This window comes from Mycobacterium paraintracellulare (assembly GCF_000276825.1).
Lineage (GTDB): Bacteria > Actinomycetota > Actinomycetes > Mycobacteriales > Mycobacteriaceae > Mycobacterium > Mycobacterium intracellulare.
In genome coordinates this window covers 3,228,547-3,249,886 of the sequence record NC_016948.1, presented here as the reverse complement: position 1 = coordinate 3,249,886, position 21,340 = coordinate 3,228,547, and the positions used below count along the sequence as shown (strand labels likewise).

The 21,340-nt window shown below is 68.5% G+C and carries 17 protein-coding genes; 7 read left to right on the top strand and 10 right to left on the bottom strand.

Annotation, left to right across the window (positions count from 1 at the left end; genetic code table 11):
- Positions 1-13: 13 nt before the first annotated feature.
- Complete coding sequence (gene coaE, locus OCQ_RS14895) at positions 14-1,228, top strand: dephospho-CoA kinase (protein WP_008257672.1); 1,215 nt, start codon at positions 14-16, stop codon at positions 1,226-1,228.
- Between the two features lie 12 nt (positions 1,229-1,240).
- Here coaE and OCQ_RS14890 read toward each other — a convergent pair whose 3' ends face one another.
- Genes OCQ_RS14890 through OCQ_RS14870 form a run of 5 tightly spaced genes read right to left on the bottom strand, consistent with a single transcriptional unit; the run spans position 1,241 to position 5,015 of the window.
- Positions 1,241-1,654: a hypothetical protein gene (locus tag OCQ_RS14890; protein ID WP_008257671.1), complete on the bottom strand. Its 414-nt coding sequence runs from the start codon at positions 1,652-1,654 to the stop codon at positions 1,241-1,243.
- Positions 1,655-1,701: 47 nt separating this feature from the next.
- Positions 1,702-2,487 carry an Fpg/Nei family DNA glycosylase gene (locus tag OCQ_RS14885; protein WP_008257669.1) on the bottom strand — a complete coding sequence of 262 codons (786 nt, stop codon included), beginning with the start codon at positions 2,485-2,487 and terminating at the stop codon, positions 1,702-1,704.
- Entirely contained in the window at positions 2,480-3,370 is an 891-nt protein-coding gene (gene ligD / locus OCQ_RS14880; protein ID WP_008257668.1) for a non-homologous end-joining DNA ligase, read from the bottom strand. Before ligD (OCQ_RS14880) ends, OCQ_RS14885 begins: the two co-directional genes overlap by 8 nt.
- Positions 3,370-4,368 (bottom strand): non-homologous end-joining DNA ligase, encoded by a 999-nt coding sequence (ligD, locus tag OCQ_RS14875; RefSeq protein WP_008257667.1) that lies wholly within the window; start codon positions 4,366-4,368, stop codon positions 3,370-3,372. The genes ligD (OCQ_RS14880) and ligD (OCQ_RS14875) overlap by 1 nt, the downstream gene beginning before the upstream one ends.
- Before the next feature lie 5 nt (positions 4,369-4,373).
- Entirely contained in the window at positions 4,374-5,015 is a 642-nt protein-coding gene (locus OCQ_RS14870) for a chemotaxis protein CheB (RefSeq protein ID WP_008257666.1), read from the bottom strand.
- 86 nt (positions 5,016-5,101) lie between these two features.
- Between OCQ_RS14870 and OCQ_RS26815 the strand changes: the two genes are divergently transcribed.
- On the top strand, positions 5,102-5,263 hold the full coding sequence (locus OCQ_RS26815) for a hypothetical protein (protein ID WP_014385108.1): 162 nt from the start codon (positions 5,102-5,104) through the stop codon (positions 5,261-5,263).
- Between the two features lie 11 nt (positions 5,264-5,274).
- On the opposite strand, the gene OCQ_RS14865 is transcribed toward OCQ_RS26815, so the two are convergent.
- Complete coding sequence (locus OCQ_RS14865) at positions 5,275-5,715, bottom strand: DUF402 domain-containing protein (protein ID WP_014711906.1); 441 nt, start codon at positions 5,713-5,715, stop codon at positions 5,275-5,277.
- A 94-nt stretch (positions 5,716-5,809) separates the two neighbouring features.
- Positions 5,810-8,404, bottom strand: coding sequence for an FHA domain-containing protein (locus tag OCQ_RS14860; RefSeq protein ID WP_225346160.1), 2,595 nt, complete (start codon positions 8,402-8,404; stop codon positions 5,810-5,812).
- 157 nt (positions 8,405-8,561) lie between these two features.
- On the opposite strand from OCQ_RS14860, the gene OCQ_RS14855 reads away from it, so the two are divergent.
- The 3 genes from OCQ_RS14855 (at position 8,562) to OCQ_RS14845 (ending at position 14,598) form a co-directional block, all read left to right on the top strand.
- Positions 8,562-10,601, top strand: a complete 2,040-nt coding sequence (locus OCQ_RS14855) for a serine/threonine-protein kinase (RefSeq protein ID WP_014380346.1) — start codon at positions 8,562-8,564, stop codon at positions 10,599-10,601.
- A gap of 343 nt (positions 10,602-10,944) precedes the next feature.
- Positions 10,945-13,122 (top strand): excinuclease ABC subunit UvrB, encoded by a 2,178-nt coding sequence (gene uvrB / locus OCQ_RS14850; protein WP_009954231.1) that lies wholly within the window; start codon positions 10,945-10,947, stop codon positions 13,120-13,122.
- 57 nt (positions 13,123-13,179) lie between these two features.
- The gene (locus OCQ_RS14845; RefSeq protein ID WP_009954230.1) at positions 13,180-14,598 is read left to right on the top strand and encodes an MFS transporter; all 1,419 of its coding nucleotides are present in this window, start codon (positions 13,180-13,182) and stop codon (positions 14,596-14,598) included.
- A gap of 11 nt (positions 14,599-14,609) precedes the next feature.
- On the opposite strand, the gene OCQ_RS14840 is transcribed toward OCQ_RS14845, so the two are convergent.
- The gene (locus OCQ_RS14840) at positions 14,610-16,193 is read right to left on the bottom strand and encodes a mannosyltransferase (protein ID WP_009954229.1); all 1,584 of its coding nucleotides are present in this window, start codon (positions 16,191-16,193) and stop codon (positions 14,610-14,612) included.
- Between the two features lie 284 nt (positions 16,194-16,477).
- On the opposite strand from OCQ_RS14840, the gene OCQ_RS14830 reads away from it, so the two are divergent.
- Positions 16,478-16,921, top strand: a complete 444-nt coding sequence (locus tag OCQ_RS14830; protein WP_009954226.1) for a universal stress protein — start codon at positions 16,478-16,480, stop codon at positions 16,919-16,921.
- A gap of 18 nt (positions 16,922-16,939) precedes the next feature.
- On the opposite strand, the gene OCQ_RS14825 is transcribed toward OCQ_RS14830, so the two are convergent.
- On the bottom strand, positions 16,940-17,638 hold the full coding sequence (locus OCQ_RS14825; protein ID WP_041785038.1) for an MBL fold metallo-hydrolase: 699 nt from the start codon (positions 17,636-17,638) through the stop codon (positions 16,940-16,942).
- A 133-nt stretch (positions 17,639-17,771) separates the two neighbouring features.
- On the opposite strand from OCQ_RS14825, the gene uvrA reads away from it, so the two are divergent.
- Positions 17,772-20,690: an excinuclease ABC subunit UvrA gene (gene uvrA, locus OCQ_RS14820; protein WP_014385103.1), complete on the top strand. Its 2,919-nt coding sequence runs from the start codon at positions 17,772-17,774 to the stop codon at positions 20,688-20,690.
- Between the two features lie 82 nt (positions 20,691-20,772).
- Here the strand turns inward: uvrA and OCQ_RS14815 are convergent, their stop codons facing one another.
- On the bottom strand, positions 20,773-21,018 hold the full coding sequence (locus OCQ_RS14815; protein ID WP_014385102.1) for a hypothetical protein: 246 nt from the start codon (positions 21,016-21,018) through the stop codon (positions 20,773-20,775).
- Between the last annotated feature and the right edge of the window lie 322 nt (positions 21,019-21,340).

The window sequence follows — 21,340 nt, the reverse complement described above, 5'->3', positions numbered from 1 at the left end:
ACCTGAGGACGCCATGCTGCGTATCGGGTTGACCGGTGGCATCGGCGCCGGCAAGTCGGCGCTGTCGTCCACGTTCGAGCGATGCGGCGCCGTCATCGTCGACGGGGACGTCATCGCGCGTGAGGTGGTCCAGCCGGGCACCGAAGGGCTGGCGGCGCTGGTCGAGGCGTTCGGTGCCGACATCCTGCTGCCGGATGGATCGCTGGATCGACCGGCGTTGGCCGCCAAGGCCTTTCGCGACGACCAGGCCCGCCAGACGCTGAACGGAATCGTCCACCCGCTGGTGGGCCGGCGCCGCGCGGAGATCATCGCCTCGGTGCCCGAGGATTCGGTTGTGGTCGAGGACATTCCGCTGCTGGTGGAGTCCGGGATGGCGCCGCTGTTCCCGCTCGTGGTCATCGTGTACGCCGACGTCGAGGTGCGGCTGCGGCGACTGGTCGACCAGCGCGGCATGGCCGAAGACGACGCCCGCGCCAGGATCGCCGCGCAGGCCAGCGACGAGCAGCGCCGCGCGGTCGCCGACATCTGGGTGGACAACTCGGGCAGCCCGGAAGACCTGGTGCAACGCGCCCAACAGGTGTGGGACAACCGCATCGTGCCGTTTGCTCACAACCTGAGCACGCGTCAGATCGCCCCGGCGCCGGTCCAATTGGCGCCGCCCGACCCGACCTGGCCGGACCAGGCGCAGCGAATCCTCAACCGCCTGAGGACGACCTGCGGGCAGCGGGCGTTGCGCGTCGACCACATCGGGTCGACGGCCGTGCCGGATTTCCCCGCCAAGGACCTCATCGACATCCAGATCACCGTCGAATCCCTGGCCGTCGCCGACGAACTCGCCGAACCCTTGTTGTCCGCCGGGTACCCGCGCATCGAGCGCATCGTCGGCGATGTCGCCAAGAGCGACGCGCGCAGCACCGTCGGCCGCTACGACCGCGATGACGATCCGGCGTTGTGGTCCAAGCGGATTCACGCCTCGGCGGATCCCGGCCGGCCCACCAATGTGCACATCCGGGTGGAGGGGTGGCCCAATCAGCAGTTCGCCCTGCTGTTCCCCGACTGGCTGACCGCCGATCCCGATGCGCGGGCGGAGTACCTGAGCGTCAAGCGCACCGCCGAAACCGACGGCGGGGGAGACATTGCGGCCTATGTTGCCGTCAAGGAGCCGTGGTTTCTCGACGCCTACCGGCGGGCCTGGGAGTGGGCCGACGCGACGGGCTGGCGTCCCTAGCCACTACGCCACTCACGGCAGGGGCGCCCCGCACTGCAGCGCGCCGTTGTTGGGATCGGCGTTCCCCGCCACCGGCCGGACCATTTGGTCGGCCTGGACGAAAACGTTGTCGTCCACGTCGATCTCGCAGTGCACGTTCGCCGAGTACGGGAAGTGCAGCACGATGCGCATGCCGGCCTGCTGCGGATCGGACAATACGGTGTCGGCCTCGAATGCGTTGCCGGGCATCGAGCTCAGCCCGGCCGTGTTCGTCTGGCCGCCGTTGATGACGAACGTGGCCTGACTGCCGGTCGTGACGCCGTCGATCCTGGCCCGATAGGTGATGTTGTGCAGGTCCGCGCTCGCCGTCGCCGGATACAACTGGGCCCCGGCGGCGATCACCGTCACCGCGGCGACCGGCAGGAACCTGTGGCCTTTGCAGCTCATAGCCGGTGACATTACAACCCGCGTGATTTCCGAGCCAGATCGTTTGGCTACGGCTGGCAGCGCGGACACCACAGCGTCGCCCGTCCGCCCACCCGGGCGCGCTCGAGCCGCGTCCCACAGCGGGGGCAGCGCGGGTCGGGCTCGTCACGCACCCTGGTGAGCCAGCGCGGCAGGCCGGGCACCCGGCCGTGGCGCACCGCGGTGCGCAGCACCCGGGTCATCGCGGCGTGCAAGGCCTTTACGTCGTCGTCGCCCAAGTCCGCGACCGCCACGGTCGGTCGGGTTTTGGCCCGCCAACAGATCTCGTCGACCAGCAGGTTGCCGAGGCCGGCGAGCACCGACTGGTCCATCAGCGTGGGTTTGAGCTGCCGCGAGCGGGCCGACCGCGAGGCCAGCACCGCGCGGAACTCGCGCAGGCCGAGACCCAACGCGTCGGGTCCCTGCGGGCCGGTGATGTGCCCGATGTCGTCGGCATCGTCGGCCAGCCACACCCCGCGCAATTTGCGGAGGTCGGCGTAGCGCAGCTCGCCCCCGTCCAGCGACACCACCAGCCGCTCGTAGGGGTCGTGGGCGGCCCCGTCGGGGGCATAGTAGGGCCGGCCGGTCATGCCGCTGTGGATCAGCAGCGCCGGGCCGTCGGTGGGGAGCACCAACCACTTGCCGTGCCGGCGTGGGTCCGCGAAGCGGTGACCGGTCAACCGGCGCGCCAGCGCTTGTCCGGTGGTGTTGCGCAGGATCCCGGGATCGTGCACCTGCACGTGCCGGATTCGCCGCCGCGGCAGGGACGCGGCCAGTTGCCGCCGAAACCCTTCCACGTCGGGCAGCTCAGGCACGTAGCCTCGCCAATCGGCGCAGCGGGCCGGCCAGTGAGCGGGCGTGCCGCGACATGTGCGCCCACGGATCCGGTTGTCCGGCAAGCCGTTTGGGTACGTCGCGGATGGTGAACCGGTCGGCCCGCAACCGCCCGGCGTCCAGCTCGTCCCATTCCAGCGGTGTGGCTACCGGTGCGCCGTTGCGGGCCCGAACCGAATACGGCGCAACCGCCGTCTGCGCGTAGGCGTTTCGCATGATGTCGAGGTATACCCGCCCGTCGCGCTTGTCCTTGCGAGCCTCGACGGTGCGATGCGCGGGATCGTCCGCGGCGACCACTTCGCTGACGTCACGGGCGAACTGCCGGGCGGTGTCGAAATCGGTGTCGGCGCGCAAGGGGGCGACCACGTGCAGCCCCCGCGAGCCGGTGGTCTGGACGTAGCACGCCAGGCCCAGGTCCCCGAGCACCCCGGCGGTGGCGCGTGCGGTCGCTCGCACCACGGCGAAGTCGCCGTCGGACGGGTCGAGATCGAAGACGAGTCGGTCCGGGTGGTCCAGCCGGGCCCGGCGCGACTGCCACATGTGCAGGGTGATGCAGCTTTGATTGGCCAGCCAGCGCAGCGCCTCCGGCCGTTCGACGACCGGATGCTCTACGGTGCCGCCCTCCTTGGCCACCCGGACACTGCTCATCCAGTCTGGTAGCGAATCGGCGAAATCCTGCTGGATGAACCCTGTTTCGGCGATGCCGCGGGGATAGCGCTGCACGTTGAGGGCCCGGCCCCGCAGGTGCGTCAACATGGTGTCGGCCACCTGGTCGTAATAGGCGGCGAGATCGCGTTTCGTGATCCCGTCGGCGGGAAACAGGACGCGGTCCGGGTGGGTGATCTCGACGTCGACGCGGGCCATCAGTGCGTCTCCCGCACCACTTCGCCGGGCTCCTTGTCGGTGCGCATGCCGAGGTAGCGCGGATGGCGCAACTTGCCATCACGCGTCCACTCGCTGAATCCGATCTGAACCACCATCTCGGGGGATACCCAGTTCGCGCCGGCCTCGCGCACCAAACCGCGGGCGAACGGCGGCCTGTCCCGGGTGATCGGCGACAGGCGCGCGTGCAGCCGGCGCAGCGTGGCGTCGTCGAAACCGGTGCCGACCTTGCCCGCGTAGACCAGGTCCCCGCCGTCGTAGTAGCCGAGCATCAGGGCGCCCAACTCGACTCGACTGCCCTTGGGACTGGTGTAGCCCCCCACCACGAACTCCTGATCGCGCACGCATTTGAACTTCAGCCAGTTTTTCGAGCGACCGCCCTGGTAGGTGGAGTCGGCCCGCTTGGCGATCACTCCCTCGTCCCCGCGCTCACATGCGCGCCGGTAGGCGGCGATCCCGTCCCCGACGCGGTGCGGTGCACAGCGCAGCGGGTCGGCAAAGTCGATCGCTTTGCGCAGCAACCTCTTTCGCCAGAGGAGCGGCACCTCGACGGTGGACATGCCGTCGAGATGCAGCAGATCGAATACGTAGTAGAAGACACGCACCGGCGACGCCCGGGCCACGTCGGGGTCGGTGAGGCCCAGCCGACCCTGCAGCCGGGCGAAGCTGGTCCGCCGGCCGTCGAAGGCCACCACCTCTCCGTCCACGACGAACCGCGTGACCGGTTGCGCGGCAAGCGCATCCACCAATTCGGGATAGGTTCCATTGAGCGGCTGACGATTACGCGACAACAGCCGGACCCGATCGCCGTCGCGGAACGCCAGGCAGCGCATGCCGTCGAACTTGCGCTCGAAGATCCAGCCCGGATCGGAGAACCGGTCGTCGGTGAGGGTTGCCAGGGTGGGCGAGCGCCAGTCGGGCACGGGTTCGTCGTACAGCGCTTCGCGCACCGCACCGGGCAGGCTCGCGAAGTCCGTCATGCCGACTAGTTAAGACATGCCCACGGCGGCACGGGAACCGTCAGCAGTTCGGCGCCCCCGGGTGCGGTGGTCAGGGCGAGCACCGCCGCCGCGAGGCGATCGGGCGGCAGCACGAAATCCACGCAGCCGGTGGCGATCGCGTGCGCCGGCATGCTCGACGCCTCGGCGGTCGCCGGGTCTTGGACGAGCACGCGCCCGCCGTTGCGCTTGACCGCGCGACATCCGTTGGCGCCGTCGGCCAGCCGCCCGGTCAGGATCACGGCGACCGTCGGCACCAGCGCGGCGGAGCTGGTCAGGACGGCGTCCCCGACGCTGGCCTTGGCCGCTTCCTCGGCGAGCATCCAGGCGCCGTCCGCATCGATGGTTGCCGTCTTTCCGGCGGGCACGATGGTGATGCCCGGTTTGTCCGCCGGCGCCCCCGGCTCGGCGACTCGAATCGGCAGAGAGCTCGCGCGGGACAAAATCTGGGCCAGCGGATCGTCGCCGCTGAGCGTGGGGCGGCGATGCTGGGCGACGACGACGGGTACCGCAAAATCACCCGGCAGACCCGCGAGCACGGTGCCCAGGGCTTTCATGCCGCCCAGCGACGCCACCAGCACCACTCGCCCAAACGCCGCCTGGACGGGCTTGTGTTGGGTCGCGGACATAGCGCCAGGGTAATCCTTGTGTCGGGGCGCCGACATAGTTCCTGGAACCGTGGGTCGCCGTCGAACGTGCCGCATCCCGAGCCACCGTGTCCCAGACGGCACAACGCATCCAGGCCCAGCACCTGACCCGCTACAGCCGCGGCATCGTGACCATCACCGACCGTCAGGGGCTGGAACGACTAGCCTGCGGCTGCTACCGCATCGTCAAAGACGAGTTCGACAGCATCACCAACCACCGGCCAGGGTAGTGCGGTCGCGCTCAGCGGCCGCGCCAGGTGAGCTCCATGCCGCCGGCGGCCAGCCACCGCGACAGGTCATAGCCGTTGCGGGCCAACCCATCCACGGCGGCCACGGCGCGTCGCACCGCCAGCTCCGCGACCTCGGGGGTCAGCAGGCCGTGGCGGACCGCATCGAGCAACTCGTCGATATCGCACAGTTCCGCGCGGGCGCCGCTGCGGACCTCGATGTCGAGGTAATGATCCTCGGCGCGCCACACCTCGGGCCCAGGCGTGTATTCGCCCACATCCAGGTAGTAGTCGTGGTCGCGTTCGTGGCCGGGGTTGAAGTGAAAGACCGTGGCGCGCAGGCCCAACGACGGCAGCAGCCACGATTCGAGGTAGTGAAACTGGGCGCGGCCGGGGGTGGGGCGGGCGACGTAGAGACCCCACGGGTGCACCGCATACTCGTCCACGGCCCGCACGATTCCCTTGGGATCGGTGTTGGTGCGGCCCACTAAGTCGAACGTCTCGTGTTTCGGTGGGTGAATCTCGCTGTTCCTCCTGAATGATCACACCCTACCGGCGCAACCGGATCTTCCACCGCACAAACCCGCCATACAACAGTGACAGCGCGGCCAGCATGGCCATGTCCAGCAGCCAGGTCTTCGGCGCGTGCTGCCAGAACCGGTCCTGGGACAGCAGCGAATCGGGCACCAGGTGCCGCAGGTCCACCGTCGACGAGGCGGCGGCGTAGCCCCAGCGCGCCGGCATCGCCCACGACAACTGGTTCAGGCCGAGCCGGCCGGTCACGGGCACCATGCCGCCGCACAGCACCAGCTGCGCCATCACCGTCACCACGAACAGCGGCATGATTTGCTCGCTCGAGCGCACCAGCGACGAGATGGCCAGGCCCAGGATGGCCGAGGCGACGCACGTCGCGGCCACCGTCGCGAACAGCTCGACCGTGGCCCCAATCGTGGAGTGGCCGAACAGATTTGCGCCGCGCGTCGGTGCGCCCTTGCCGGCCACCACGATCGCCGTGACGATCGCCGACTGCAAAATGGCGAACGCGCAGAACACCGCGGACTTGGCGAGCAGGTATGCGGTGGTCGACAGGCCGACCGCCTGCTCCCGCTGGAAGATGGCCCGTTCGCCGACCAGATCGCGAATTGTCAAGGCGGTGCCCATGAATGCCGCGGCCGGCATCAGCAGGGCCAGTATCTGTGCGGCCTCGTCGGGCGTTCCCGCATTGGGCCCCGGCGCATGAAATCCGTTGCTGCCCGGGACGGTCAGGGACAGCGAACCCAATACGAAGGGCAGTAGCGCCAGGAAGACGAAGTAGGCGCGGTCGGCGACGACGAGGCGGAACTGCCGCCGGGCGATGGTCGAGATCTGGCGTCGCACGCTGGTGTGCACCGGCTCACCCAGGCCGCTCGGCTCATCGGCCTTGTCCGGCATGCGCTTTTGGGCCTCGCTGCGTTCCACGAAGCGGCGATTGGCTTCGTCCGGGTCGGCGCCGACCTGGGTGAAGATCTTGGCCCAGTTGGTGGTGCCCATCGCGTCGCCGATCTGCTCGGGCGAGCCGCGGTAGGCCGTCTTGCCGCCGGGGGCCATCAGCAACACCTGGTCGCAGACGTCCAGGTAGGACAGCGAGTGCGTCACCACCAGCACCACACGACCGGCGTCGGCCAACTGGCGCAGCATCGTCATGACCTGCAGGTCGAGCGCGGGGTCCAGGCCGGACGTGGGCTCGTCGAGGATCAGCAATGACGGGCCGGTCAGCAGTTCCAGCGCCACCGACGCGCGTTTGCGCTGCCCGCCGGACAGCTTGTCGACGCGGGTGTCGGCGTGTTTGGTCAGGTCGAGCTCCTCGAGCACCTGGGCGACGACCCCGGCGCGGTCGGCCTTTCCGGTGTCGGGCGGCAGCCGCAGCTCGGCGGCGTAGCCCAGCGCCTGGTTGACGGTCAGCTGGCGATGCACGACGTCGTCTTGGGGGACCATGCCGATCCTGCTGCGCAGGGAGGCGTACTCGGCGTGAATGTTGTGTCCCTCGAACGTAACTGAGCCCGAGCTGGGTGTGGTGTAGCCGGCGATGAGCCTGGCCAGGGTGCTCTTTCCGGCGCCCGACCCGCCGATCACCGCGGTGAGCGTTCCGGGACGTGCGACCAGCGAGATGTCGTCGAGCAGTTGTTTGCCGTTGTCGACGACGTACTTGACGTTGCGCACCTCGAGCCCGCCGCTCCGCGACGCGGCTTCGCTGCGCTTGGTGAGCGTGCCGCCACGGAACACCAGGTCGACGTTGCCGATGGTGACGACGTCGTCCTCGGACAGGATCGCCGACCCGACCCGGGTGCCGTTGACGAACGTGCCGTTGACGCTGTTGTCCCGGATCTCGGTGCCCAGCGGTGTGGGCACCAAGGTCGCGTGCCGGCGCGACGCCAATACGTCGGGGACGACGATGTCGTTTTCGGGGGCGCGCCCGATGGTCAGGGCGCCGGTCGTGCCCGCGGCGGACGACGCGCGCGGCGAGAGCAATCTCACAAAGCGCGTCGCCAGGTTCGACACGTCGGCCGTCTTTGCGTCGATCACCGTGAATTCCGTTGCCGGCGCGGCCCGCAACCTGGCGGGCGAGCCGGGATCGATGACGGTCAGCTCCTCCGGTGGTGCGCCGCGCACTGGCGAAGGCGCCGCGAGCGGCAGCGGGGGCGCGGGGCGAGGCAGCGGACCTCGGGGAACGCCGCGGCGCGGCGGGGGCCGATGATGCGTCGGATTCGTTTGCTCGCCAACCGCGGACCACGTCAGGGTCGGTGGCCCGGAATCGTGGCTGGGCCGGGTGCGGGCCGGGCGGGTCGCCTGGCCCTGCCGGGGCCCGATCGCGAAGGTCAGGTGCGGGCCGCGCGGGTTTCCGACGTGAATGCTCTGGCCGTCGTGGATATCGATGACCGGCATCCGGTAACCGTTGAGATAGGTCCCGTTCAGCGAACCGTTATCGATTGCCAGCCAGCGGCCTTGATCGAAACGCAGGATCAGATGCGCGCGCGAGATGCGCGGATCGGCGATCTGCACGTCGGCCTGCGCGTCGCGTCCGACGACCACTTCGTGTCCGGCCGCGAAGGATCGTTGGGACCCGTCGTGCCGAATGGTCAGCAGAGGCGGGGCGGGTCGAGTCACCACTCAAGTATCGGGTCGCGCCGGCCGTGCTTCTATGGGATCCGGCTGTGACTTCCCTTTGTTTCGGCACGGCTATTCATAGCTGTTTCATAGTCGGCGGAGTCGAATCGCCTACGGCCGTGCGGCATTATTCGATCGGAGGGGGACCAACGCATTGATGGATGAGCACAAGCGAACGACCCGGCGCATCGGCACCGGGCGACGACTGCTGACCAACCCGCGCCAGGCCCGCGACGCCCTGCGCGCGGGTTTTCACTCGTTACCCGCGATGCCGATCGGGCAGCTGTTTCGCCGGATACCACCGGTGAGTTCCCTGCCGAACGCGGAACCCCAAGCGGCGCAACCACACAGCGATTCCGGTGCGGTGGGGAATGGTGCGTCGTTTGCCGGCTACACGATCTTGCGGCAACTGGGCGCCGGTGGCATGGCCGAGGTCTACCTGGCATTGCATCCCCGGCTGCCGCGCCGCGACGTGATCAAAGTCCTCGCCGAGGCGGTGACGGCCGATCCCGAGTTTCGCGAAAGGTTCAATCGGGAGGCCGATCTCGCGGCGACGCTGTGGCATCCCCACATCGTCGGCGTCCACGACCGCGGCGCTTTCAACGGGCATCTGTGGATCTCGATGGACTATGTCGAGGGCACCGATGCGTCGCGGTTGGTCAAGCAGAGCCACCCCGAGGGCATGCCGATCCACGAGGTGTGTGCCATCGTGCAAGCGGTCGCGGGTGCGCTGGACTACGCGCACGACCGTGGCCTGCTGCACCGCGACGTCAAGCCCGCCAACATCCTGCTCACCCACCCGGAAGACGGGGAACGCCGAATCCTGTTGGCGGACTTCGGTGTCGCGCGCCACCTGGGCGACGTGAGCGGGATCACCGAAACCAACGTCGCGGTGGGAACCGTGGCCTACGCCGCGCCCGAGCAGCTTGCCGGCGCTCCGATCGACGGGAGGGCCGACCAATACGCGTTGGCCGCAACGGCTTTCCATCTGCTGACCGGTGCGCCACCGTTTCAGCATTCCAACCCGATCGCGGTGATCAGCCGGCACCTGCACGAGACGCCTCCCCGCCTCAGCGACTTTCGGCCGGAGCTGGCGGAGCTCGACGACGTGTTCTCGACGGCGCTCGCCAAACGGCCCGAGGACAGGTTCGCGCGGTGCCGGGAGTTCGCCACCGCCGTCAGCGCGCGGGTTTCCGAAGCCCGCCGCCCGCCGCCGCGCACCGCCCCGTTGGCGCCGCACCGCCGGCGCGGGCTCGCCGCCTTGAACCACCGGTTCTCGTCGAAAACCCGGTGGGCCGCGGCGCTGGTGTGCGCGGTGCTCGTCGCCGTCGCGGCGACCTGGTCGATCCTGTACTCGTTTGAGCCCACCACGCCGCCGCCCAGCCCCGCGCTCGCCTCCAAACCGTCCCTGCCCGCTCCCAGCGCCGCACCCGCCGCCGGGGGACCGGCGCTGAATGGGACCTATCGGCTGGACTATGACCAGACCAAGCGGACCACCAACGGCATCGGCATCCGGCACGGCGGAGCCACCACCGACTGGTGGGCGTTCCGGTCGGCCTGCACGACCAACGGATGCGCGGCCACCGGGACCCAGCTGGACGATGCCACCCACCAACTGGCCAGCACCACCGGCGGCGGCCAGGCCGACACGTTGCGCTACGTGGGTGGCTACTGGCAAGGCGCGCCCGAGCAGCTGCGAGTGGGCTGCGCCCAGCCGAACGGACACGCGCCTGCCACCCAGCAGGAAACCGTCGCGTGGTCGCTGGCGCCGCAGGCCGACGGCACGCTGCGGGGCACGCAGACCGAGACCGTGCTCAGCAACGAGTGCGGCGCTCAGGGGGCGGTGGTCCGGGTGCCCGTGGTGGCCACCCGGGCCGGCGCCGCGCCGGCCGGCGTGGCGTTGGGCGACCCCACCCAGGTCATCAACGCCTCGACCACCGCGTCCGCCCCGGCGCCGCCCGTGCTGGGCGGGTTGTGCGCCGATGTCGGCAAGGTCGCCTACGACCCGACCAACAACGAGCAGATCGTGTGCGAGGGCAGCAGCTGGGCCAAGGCCCCGATCACGATGGGCGTGCACGCGGCCGGTAGCTCGTGCGACCGGCCGGGCACCTCGGTGTTCGCCATGAGCACCTCCAGCGACGGCTACCTGCTGCAATGCGACCCGGTCACCCGGACGTGGACGCGTCCCGCGGGTTAGCCGAGGACGGCCGCGGGGGCCGTCCTGTACTACTTTCTGGTCGACTTCGAGGAAAACCAGCCGTCCTCGTCCTCCCGCCAACCGGGAGAGCCAGACACTATTTGGTGGTTCGGCTATCCGCGCGAGAACCTCCCTGACCGGACGTCGAGCATCTCTGAGGCGTATCGGTATACGCCGTCGACCGGAGCGCCCCCGTCTAGCGCCAGCCAAAACCAAGCTCGACCAAAGACGCAGCCTCGTCTTTACCAAGATCCTCCATGAGCGAATCCCTCAACCGTCAGGACGACGACCTGCAAAGACCAGCTCCAAGGCACTTGTCGGTGATCGCCTCTACCCTGGTGGCATGGCATTCGCCACGGAACATCCGGTAGTCGCTCATTCGGAATATCGCCCGGCCGAAGAGGCCGTGGCGGGGCTGGTGCGCGCCGGCGGCCGCTTCGAGGTCGTCAGCCCGCACGACCCCGCCGGGGACCAGCCGGCGGCCATCGACGAGCTGGAGCGCAGGATCAGGGCGGGGGAGCGCGATGTGGTGCTGCTCGGCGCCACCGGCACCGGGAAGTCGGCCACCACCGCTTGGCTCATCGAGCGCCTGCAGCGGCCCACCCTGGTGATGGCACCCAACAAGACGCTGGCCGCCCAGCTGGCCAACGAGCTGCGGGAGATGTTGCCGCACAACGCCGTTGAGTACTTCGTGTCGTACTACGACTACTACCAGCCCGAGGCCTACATCGCGCAGACCGACACCTACATCGAAAAGGACAGCTCGATCAACGACGACGTCGAGCGCTTGCGGCACTCCGCGACGTCGTCGCTGCTGTCGCGGCGCGATGTGGTCGTGGTGGCGTCGGTGTCGTGCATCTACGGCCTGGGCACCCCGCAGTCGTACCTGGATCGCTCGGTGGAACTGCGGGTCGGCAACGAGGTGCCCCGGGACGGGTTGCTGCGGCTACTGGTCGACGTCCAGTACACCCGCAACGACCTGTCCTTCACCCGCGGCTCGTTCCGGGTGCGCGGCGACACCGTGGAGATCATCCCGTCCTACGAAGAACTGGCGGTGCGCATCGAGTTCTTCGGCGACGAGATCGAGGCGCTGTATTACCTGCACCCGCTGACGGGCGACGTGATCCGCCAGGTCGACTCGCTGCGCATCTTCCCGGCCACCCACTACGTGGCCGGCCCCGAGCGGATGGCCCACGCCATCTCGACGATCGAAGAGGAACTGGCCGCCCGGCTGGCCGAACTCGAGGGCCAGGGCAAGCTGCTCGAGGCGCAGCGCCTGAGGATGCGCACCAACTACGACATCGAGATGATGCGCCAGGTCGGATTCTGTTCGGGCATCGAGAACTACTCCCGCCACATCGACGCCCGGGGGCCGGGCTCGCCGCCGGCGACCCTGCTCGACTACTTTCCGGAAGACTTTTTGATGGTCATCGACGAGTCGCACGTCACCGTGCCGCAGATCGGCGGCATGTACGAGGGCGACATGTCGCGCAAGCGCAACCTGGTCGAATACGGGTTCCGGTTGCCGTCGGCGTGCGATAACCGCCCGCTGACGTGGGAGGAGTTCGCCGACCGGGTCGGGCAGACGGTGTATCTGTCGGCCACCCCGGGCCCCTATGAGCTCAGTCAGTCCGGCGGCGAGTTCGTCGAGCAGGTCATCCGGCCCACCGGCCTGGTGGACCCGAAGGTGGTGGTCAAACCGACCAAGGGGCAGATCGACGACCTGATCGGCGAGATCCGCAAGCGCACCGACGCCGACCAGCGGGTGCTGGTCACCACGCTCACCAAGAAGATGGCCGAGGACCTCACCGACTACCTGCTCGAGATGGGCATCCGGGTGCGCTATCTGCACTCGGAGGTCGACACGCTGCGCCGGGTGGAATTGCTGCGCCAGCTGCGGCTCGGCGAGTACGACGTGCTGGTCGGCATCAACCTGCTGCGCGAGGGCCTGGACCTGCCGGAGGTGTCGCTCGTCGCCATCCTGGATGCCGACAAAGAGGGCTTCCTGCGGTCATCGCGCAGCCTGATCCAAACCATCGGCCGCGCCGCCCGCAACGTCTCCGGCGAAGTGCACATGTACGCCGACACGATCACCGACTCGATGAAGGAAGCCATCGACGAGACCGAACGGCGCCGGGCGAAGCAGATCGCCTACAACGAGGCCAACGGGATCGACCCGCAACCGCTGCGCAAGAAGATCGCCGACATCCTCGACCAGGTCTATCGCGAGGCGTCTGATACAGAAGCCAGCGTGGTGGAGATCGGCGGGTCAGGGCGCAATGCGTCCCGCGGTCGGCGCGCACAGGGCGAGCCGGGCCGCGCGGTCAGCGCCGGGGTGTTCGAGGGCCGCGACACGACCAGCATGCCCCGCGCCGAACTGGCCGACCTGATCAAGGACCTGACCGCGCAGATGATGGCCGCCGCCCGGGACTTGCAATTCGAGCTGGCCGCGCGGTTCCGGGACGAGATCGCCGACCTGAAGAAGGAACTGCGCGGGATGGACGCCGCCGGCCTGAAATGAGTTTGCTGGCAACCGATCTGCGCCGGGTAACCCCGCGGCACCCCATACGGTAGAGGGGTGACCGACGCGGCGACTATCACCGGCGGCTGGCGAGAGCTGCTGGGCGCCCGGTATCTGAGGACGTCAATCCTGCTAGCCGGTGGGGTAGCGCTGTACGCCACCAACGAGTTCCTGACCACCAGCTTGTTGCCCAACACGATCGCCGAGATCGGCGGAAGCCGGCTCTACGCGTGGGTGACGACGCTGTACCTGGTCGGGTCGGTGGTCGCGGCGACGATGGTCAATCCGATGCTGCTGCGCGTCGGGGCGCGGTCGTCGTATCTGTTCGGACTCGCCGTGTTCGGCATCGCCAGCATGGTTTGCGCGGCCGCGCCGACCATGCATGTTCTGATTGCTGGCCGCGCGATGCAGGGGGTGGCCGGGGGCTTGCTGGCCGGCCTGGGCTACGCGGTGATCAACTCCGCGCTGCCCCGCTGGCTGTGGACGCGGGGCTCGGCGCTGGTGTCAGCGATGTGGGGCGTCGCGACGGTGGTCGGGCCCACGACGGGCGGCCTGTTCGCGCAGCTCGGGATCTGGCGGTGGGCGTTCGTCACGATGGCCGTCCTCACCGTCTTGATGGCCCTGCTGGTGCCGGTCGCGCTGGCCAGCGTCGACCCGACGAACGGCATCCCGCGGATGAAGGTGCCGGTGTGGTCGCTGCTGATCATCGGTGTGGCCGCGCTGGCCGTGAGCGGCGCGCAGATTCCCCGCAACACCGTCGCGACCTACGGCCTGCTTGCGGCCGGCATCATGCTGGTCGGCCTGTTCGTGATCGTCGACTGGCGCATGCACGCGGCCATCCTGCCGCCCAGCGTGTTCTCTCCCGGCCCGTTGAAGTGGATCTACCTCACCATGGGTGTCCTGATGGGCGCGGCGATGGTGAACACCTATGTGCCGCTGTTCGGGCAGCGGTTGGCCCACCTCACGCCGATCGCGGCCGGCTTCCTGGGCGCGGCCCTCGCCCTCGGCTGGACCGTCAGCGAAATCGTCAGCGCCTCGCTGGAAAATCCGCGCACGATCGGGCGGGTGGTCATGGTGGCGCCGCTGGTGGCCGCGTCCGGCCTGGCGCTGGGCGCGGTCGCCCGGCACGGCGACGGGTCAAACTGGACCGCCGCCCTGTGGGCGGTGGCCCTGCTGGTCGCCGGCATCGGCATCGGGATGGCCTGGCCGCACCTCTCGGCCCGCGCGATGGCCTGCGTCAACGATCCGGCCGAGGGCGGCGCCGCCTCCGCGGCGATCAACACCGTCCAGCTGACCTCCGCGGCGATCGGCGCCGGACTGGCCGGAGTGGTCGTCAACACCGCCACCGGTGGCGAGGCGGTCGCGGCCCATTTGTTGTTCACGGTCTTCACCGCGGTGAGCGCCGCGGGTGTGGCGGTGTCGTACGCCGCGACCCGGGCCACGCGCCAGGCGCGGCCGGTCGCCAGCGTGGGCTGACCCGTCGGGGATTACCGGGTGGATTTCACCACCTGCGAGTAATGGAATTGCCAACGCTCGACGATGTGGAAGCCCAGGTAGCCCGGGAATCGGTATGCCGGGGCGCGCCCGAATGCGCTTCCGGGCGGGAGCGATTGTCCCGCTTGGTGATCCGGCAGCGAGGCGTCTTTATTGGTAATGGTCCAGATGGTGGGGCATTTGTCGATTTTGGCCGTGGTCAGCCAGACGGCCACATGGCCGTCCCACAGCGAGCCGACCTTCGGGCCGTACACGCCGCGCTCGACGTCGATCAGCGACCGGAAGGCCGCCGGCCGGGTGGCCAGCAGCGCCCGGATCGGGCCGGGCCGCCACGGCACGGTGTTGTCCACCATCAGGCAGTCGCCGGGGGCGGCGTGTGCGGCGATCAGGTCGGCGACCTGGCTGTAGTCCCAGCCCTCCTTGGCGTACGGCCAACGCTGGACGAACAGGTAATTGGGCACCGCGGCGATGACGAACAGCAGCACCGCGCCGACCATCGGCCAGGGCCGGCGGGCCAGCGTGACGATGCAGACGGCCAGGACGATGGCCATCGCGGGCGCGGTGAAGATCAGGTAGCGCGGGTAGTAGATCGGCTCGCTGACGGCGGAATAGATGACGACCAGCGCGGTCGGAATGACCATCCACACCACACAGAAGGTCAACAACCGGCGCAGGTCACCGGCCGGGGCCGGCGCGCCGGCCAACCGGGCCAGCGCCGCCGCGACGATCACGACCGCGCTCAGCACCGCGAAGGCGACGCTGTGGTCGAAATACTGCCGCAGGATGATGTCGAACGCGTAATGCCAGCTCACCGGGTAGATCCAGCCGACCTGCCACACCTGGCCATGGGCGAACAGCGCGAACGGGATCATCGCCCCGACCGCGACGGCAGAGCTGGTGGCCCACCACACGACCGGGGACCTGCGGGACCCTCCGGGAAGCAACAGCGGCAGGATCGCGCCGTACACCGGCACCAGCAGCACCAGGTTGACGTTGAGCAGGATCGACAGCGCCAATGCCAGCGCGTAGCAAATCCACCAGCGGGGCCGATTGCGCCGGACGGCGGCCACGAACAACACCGTCAGCCATACGGACGCGGCCGCGACGAAGCCATAGGAACGCGCCTCCATGCCGGCCCACGTCGTGCGGGGCAGGATGGCGAAGACGACGCCCGCGCACACCGCCGTCGGGCGCGTCGCGAACTTCTTGGTGAACACCGTGACCCCGGCGGCCGCGGCGCCCACGGCAAGGGCGCTGGGCAGGCGCGAGAAGAACTCGGTGGGCGGAAACAGGGCGAACCAACCGTGCATCACCAGGTAGTACGCACCGTGGACGGCGTCGATGTGGCCCAGCAGCCGCCACAGCTCGGGCAGCGTCCGGCTCGCCGCGGCCGAAATCGTGGCCCCCTCGTCGAACCACAGCGAAGGCCGGCAGGCCCAGGCGGCGCTGACGGCCGTGGCGAACAGGGCGATCGCCCACGGATCGAGCAACCTGCCGCGGGGGCCCGCTGCGACGGTTTTATCGACAACATCCCCGGCGCGCGGCTCGAAAATCGGCTCGAGGGTGGGCATGGACATGATGCTTGTTACTGTAGGGCGCGGTCGGTCGAACCGGTCACCAACAGCACCCGCCGCATTTGCAGTTCGCGCCCGTATTCACGAAAAGCGGCGTCATGCAATGCTTTCCGTCGCCGAATCGCGCATTCGATTGTTTTGCCATTTCCGATATTGTCCGTTGGCCCAGCCAGGCGCCGCAAATTGCGGGGGCGCCACGCCACACTGTGTCGCAAATCTTTCTCCTCTGCGCCGAGCAAACGCGATACTGTCTTGGGTTGGCTGACCAACCGAAACTGGGAGGGTAAATGGGCGCCTATCGGACTGTGGTGGTAGGAACCGATGGCTCGGACTCGTCGATGCGTGCGGTAGAGAAGGCGGCGCAGATCGCCGGACCGGACGCCAAGCTGATCGTCGCCTCGGCGTACTTGCCGCAACACGAGGACGCCCGGGCCGCCGACGCCCTCCGGGACGAAAGCTACAAGGTTTCGGGCACCGCGCCGATTTACGCGATCCTGCGCGACGCCAAGGACCGCGCCCAGGCGGCGGGTGCGCAGAACATCGACGAACGCCCAATCGTGGGGGCGCCGGTCGATGCGCTCGTGCACCTCGCCGAGGAAGAGCAGGCAGATCTGCTCGTGGTCGGCAACGTCGGTCTGAGCACCATCGCCGGCCGGCTGCTGGGATCGGTGCCGGCCAACGTCTCGCGGCGGGCCAAGACCGACGTGTTGATCGTGCACACCACGACGTAACCGCCCGGCCGGCTGGGGCTACCAGCCCCGCGCGCGCCATTCGCTCAGATGGGGGCGTTCGGCGCCCAACACCGTGTCGTCGCCGTGGCCGGGGTAGATGACCGTCGCGTCGTCATACACGTCGAACACCCGGGTGGTGACGTCGTCGAGCAGCTGGTCGAAATCGCCGGGCTGCCACGTCTTGCCGACGCCGCCCGGGAACAGGCAGTCGCCGGTGAACAGCTGCGTGACCCCACCGGTCGCGGGTCCGTCCAGGGCCAGCGCGATCGATCCGGGGGTGTGCCCCCGCAGGTGGATGACGTCGAAGTTCAGCTCGCCGATCCGCACGGTGTCGCCGCCCGCCAGCAAACGGTCGGGTTTGACCGGCAGCGCCTCGGCGTCGATCTCGTTCGCGGCGGTCGGCGCGCCGGTCGCCTTCGCCACGGCGTCGAGCGCCTGCCAGTGATCGAAGTGCTGATGGCTGGTCACGATCAGCGACACCTTCGGTGCGTGCTGCCGGATCAGGCCGATCAGGTCGTCGGCGTCGTTGGCGGCATCGATGAGCAGGGTTTCGCCCGTGGCGGAACACGTCACCAGATACGCGTTGTTGTCCATGGGGCCCACCGACGCCTTTATGATCGTGGCGCCGGGTAGGGTCCGGCGGGCCGCGGTACCAGGGTCGACGTGTCCCGTGTAGGTGTCGACAAGCTTGTCAGTGGGGCCGTCCTGGGCAGTCATAGCGGCCACGTTACTGGTCACAGACTGCTTGTCGGTATGGGCACATAGCATGGAATGCGCCGTGCGCAACTCCGATCCGGGATCGGCATTGTGGCTGCGGAAAAGTAGCAGATAGTTCCTGAGAGGGGCGGCGTTGGCTGACCGTCTGATCATCAAGGGCGCCCGCGAGCACAACCTGCGCGGCGTCGACCTCGACCTGCCCCGCGACGCGCTGATCGTCTTCACCGGGCTGTCGGGTTCGGGCAAATCGTCGCTGGCCTTCGACACGATCTTCGCCGAGGGGCAGCGGCGTTACGTGGAGTCCCTGTCGGCCTACGCCCGCCAGTTCCTCGGGCAGATGGACAAGCCGGACGTCGACTTCATCGAGGGCCTGTCCCCGGCGGTGTCGATCGACCAGAAGTCCACCAACCGCAACCCGCGATCGACGGTCGGCACCATCACCGAGGTCTACGACTACCTGCGGCTGCTGTACGCCCGCGCCGGCACCCCGCACTGCCCGGTGTGTGGCGAGCGCATCGCCCGCCAGACGCCCCAGCAAATCGTCGACCAGGTGCTGGCGATGCCGGAGGGCACCCGGTTTCAGGTGCTCGCGCCGGTGGTGCGCACCCGCAAGGGCGAGTTCGCCGACCTCTTCGAAAAGCTCAACGCCCAGGGCTACAGCCGGGTCCGGGTCGACGGCGTCGTGCATCCGCTGACCGATCCGCCGAAGCTGAAGAAGCAGGAGAAGCACGACATCGAGGTCGTGGTGGACCGGCTCACCGTGAAGGCCAGCGCCAAGCAGCGGCTCACCGACTCGGTGGAGACCGCGCTGAACCTGGCCGACGGCATCGTGGTGCTGGAGTTCGTCGATCACGAGCACGACGCCCACAACCGCGAGCAGCGGTTCTCCGAGAAGCTGGCCTGCCCGAACGGGCACGCGCTGGCCGTCGACGACCTGGAGCCGCGGTCGTTCTCGTTCAACTCGCCGTACGGCGCCTGCCCGGAATGCAGCGGCCTGGGCATCCGCAAGGAGGTCGACCCCGACCTGGTGGTGCCCGACCCCGAGCGCACCCTGGCCGAGGGCGCGGTGGCGCCGTGGTCGACGGGCCACACCGCGGAGTACTTCACCCGGATGATGGCCGGGCTGGGGGACGAGCTGGGCTTCGACGTCGACACCCCGTGGCGCAAACTGCCCGCCAAGGCCCGCAAGGCGATCCTCGAGGGCTCCGACCACCAGGTGCACGTGCGCTACCGCAACCGGTACGGCCGGACCCGCTCCTATTACGCCGATTTCGAGGGCGTGCTGGCGTTTTTGCAGCGCAAGATGGCGCAGACCGAATCCGAGCAGATGAAGGAGCGCTACGAGGGCTTCATGCGTGACGTGCCCTGCCCGGTCTGCGAGGGGACCCGGCTCAAGCCGGAGATCCTGGCGGTGTCGCTGAGCGCGGGCAATCGCGGCAAGAAGTCCATCGCCGACGTCTGTGAGCTGTCGATCTCCGATTGCGCAGACTTCCTCAACACCCTCACCCTGGGGCCGCGCGAGCAGGCGATCGCCGGGCAGGTGCTCAAGGAAATCCAGTCGCGGCTGGGATTTTTGCTCGACGTCGGTCTCGAATACCTGTCGCTGTCCCGCGCGGCCGCCACGCTGTCCGGTGGTGAGGCGCAACGCATTCGGCTGGCCACCCAGATCGGGTCCGGGCTGGTGGGCGTGCTGTACGTGCTCGACGAGCCATCCATCGGGCTGCATCAGCGCGACAATCGTCGTCTCATCGAAACCCTCACTCGGCTAAGGGGTTTGGGCAACACGCTGATCGTCGTCGAGCATGACGAGGACACCATCGCGCACGCCGACTGGATCGTCGACATCGGCCCGCGGGCCGGTGAGCACGGCGGCCAGATCGTGCACAGCGGCACCTACAGCGAGCTGCTGGCCAACAAGGAGTCGATCACGGGCGCCTACCTGTCGGGCAAGGAAAGCATCGAGATGCCGGCGATCCGGCGTCCCGTCGACCGGCGCCGTCAGCTCACCGTCGTCGGCGCCCGCGAGCACAACCTGCGCGGCATCGACGTCTCGTTCCCGCTCGGCGTGCTCACGTCGGTGACCGGCGTGTCCGGTTCCGGCAAGTCGACTCTGGTCAACGACATCCTCGCGGCGGTGCTGGCCAACCGGCTCAACGGCGCAAGGCTGGTCCCCGGCCGCCACACCCGGGTCACCGGGCTGGACCACCTGGACAAGCTGGTGCGGGTGGATCAGTCGCCGATCGGCCGCACGCCGCGGTCGAACCCGGCCACCTACACCGGCGTGTTCGACAAGATCCGCACCCTGTTCGCGGCGACCACCGAGGCCAAAGTCCGTGGCTACCAACCGGGCCGGTTCTCGTTCAACGTCAAGGGCGGCCGCTGCGAAGCGTGCACCGGTGACGGCACCATCAAGATCGAGATGAACTTCCTGCCCGACGTGTATGTGCCGTGCGAGGTGTGTCAGGGGGCCCGCTACAACCGGGAAACCCTCGAGGTGCACTACAAGGGCAAGACCATCTCCGAGGTGCTGGACATGTCCATCGAGGAGGCGGCGGAGTTCTTCGAGCCGATCACCGGCATCCACCGCTATCTGCGCACCCTGGTCGACGTCGGTCTCGGTTATGTGCGGCTCGGCCAGCCGGCGCCGACGCTGTCCGGCGGCGAGGCGCAGCGCGTGAAACTGGCCGCCGAACTGCAAAAGCGATCCACCGGGCGCACCGTGTACATCCTCGACGAGCCGACCACGGGTCTGCATTTCGACGACATCCGCAAGTTGCTCAAGGTCATCAACGGCCTTGTCGACAAAGGCAATACGGTCATCGTCATCGAACACAACCTGGACGTCATCAAGACCTCGGACTGGATCGTCGACATGGGGCCGGAAGGCGGCGCCGAGGGCGGAACCGTTGTCGCGGAAGGCACTCCGGAGGACGTCGCGGCGGTGCCGGAGAGTTACACCGGGAAGTTCCTCGCCGAGGTCATCGGGCGCAGCGCGCCGCCGGCCAGCGCTCCGACGCGCCGGCCGGCCCGCCGCCGTAAAGCCACCGCCTGAGCCCGCTTTCGCGACAAGGCCCGAATGACGTTGTCGGGCAGGGCATCTGGCGAGCACTGAGGGGACACACGCCCGGCGTCGCTCACGGCTGGTCGTCGCGCCGCATCGACTCGCGGATCTGGGCCAGCCGCTCGGCCGCCGCGCGACGGCGCTCGTCGTACTCGGCCTCGACCGATCGTCCCTCGGGTGACTCCGCGTCGAGTTCGGCCGAGCCCTGTGCCGTCGCGTACCGGGCCTCGATCTTGTCGCGCACGGACTCGAACGTCGGCGTACCGGCGTCGTCGTATCCGGCGTCGGCGGCACCTTCAGTGCTGGGTTCGTCGGGCATGCCGCCACGGTACTGCGCGCCGCGGTCGAAATCGGCAACATCCGTTGTCAGTTCTTGGAGTCGCTGCGGTTCGCATTTCCCGTGCTCTAGCCCCGACCGGCGTTAACCATAATTCGGCCGCGGTCGCGTGTTACTGAACAGTAGCTGACGTTTTCGCCAAATCCCGTGCGGCGCCTAACAAGCCCGCGTTGATATTTTCCGCCCGCGCTGCACAGCCGCCATTAGCTTGTTATGTCACAATCTCCTTGGTTATTTGTCGCGAGTCGAATTGAGAAACGATTCAAGACGCGTTCACGAAATAGTTCAGTTCGCACGGTTAATA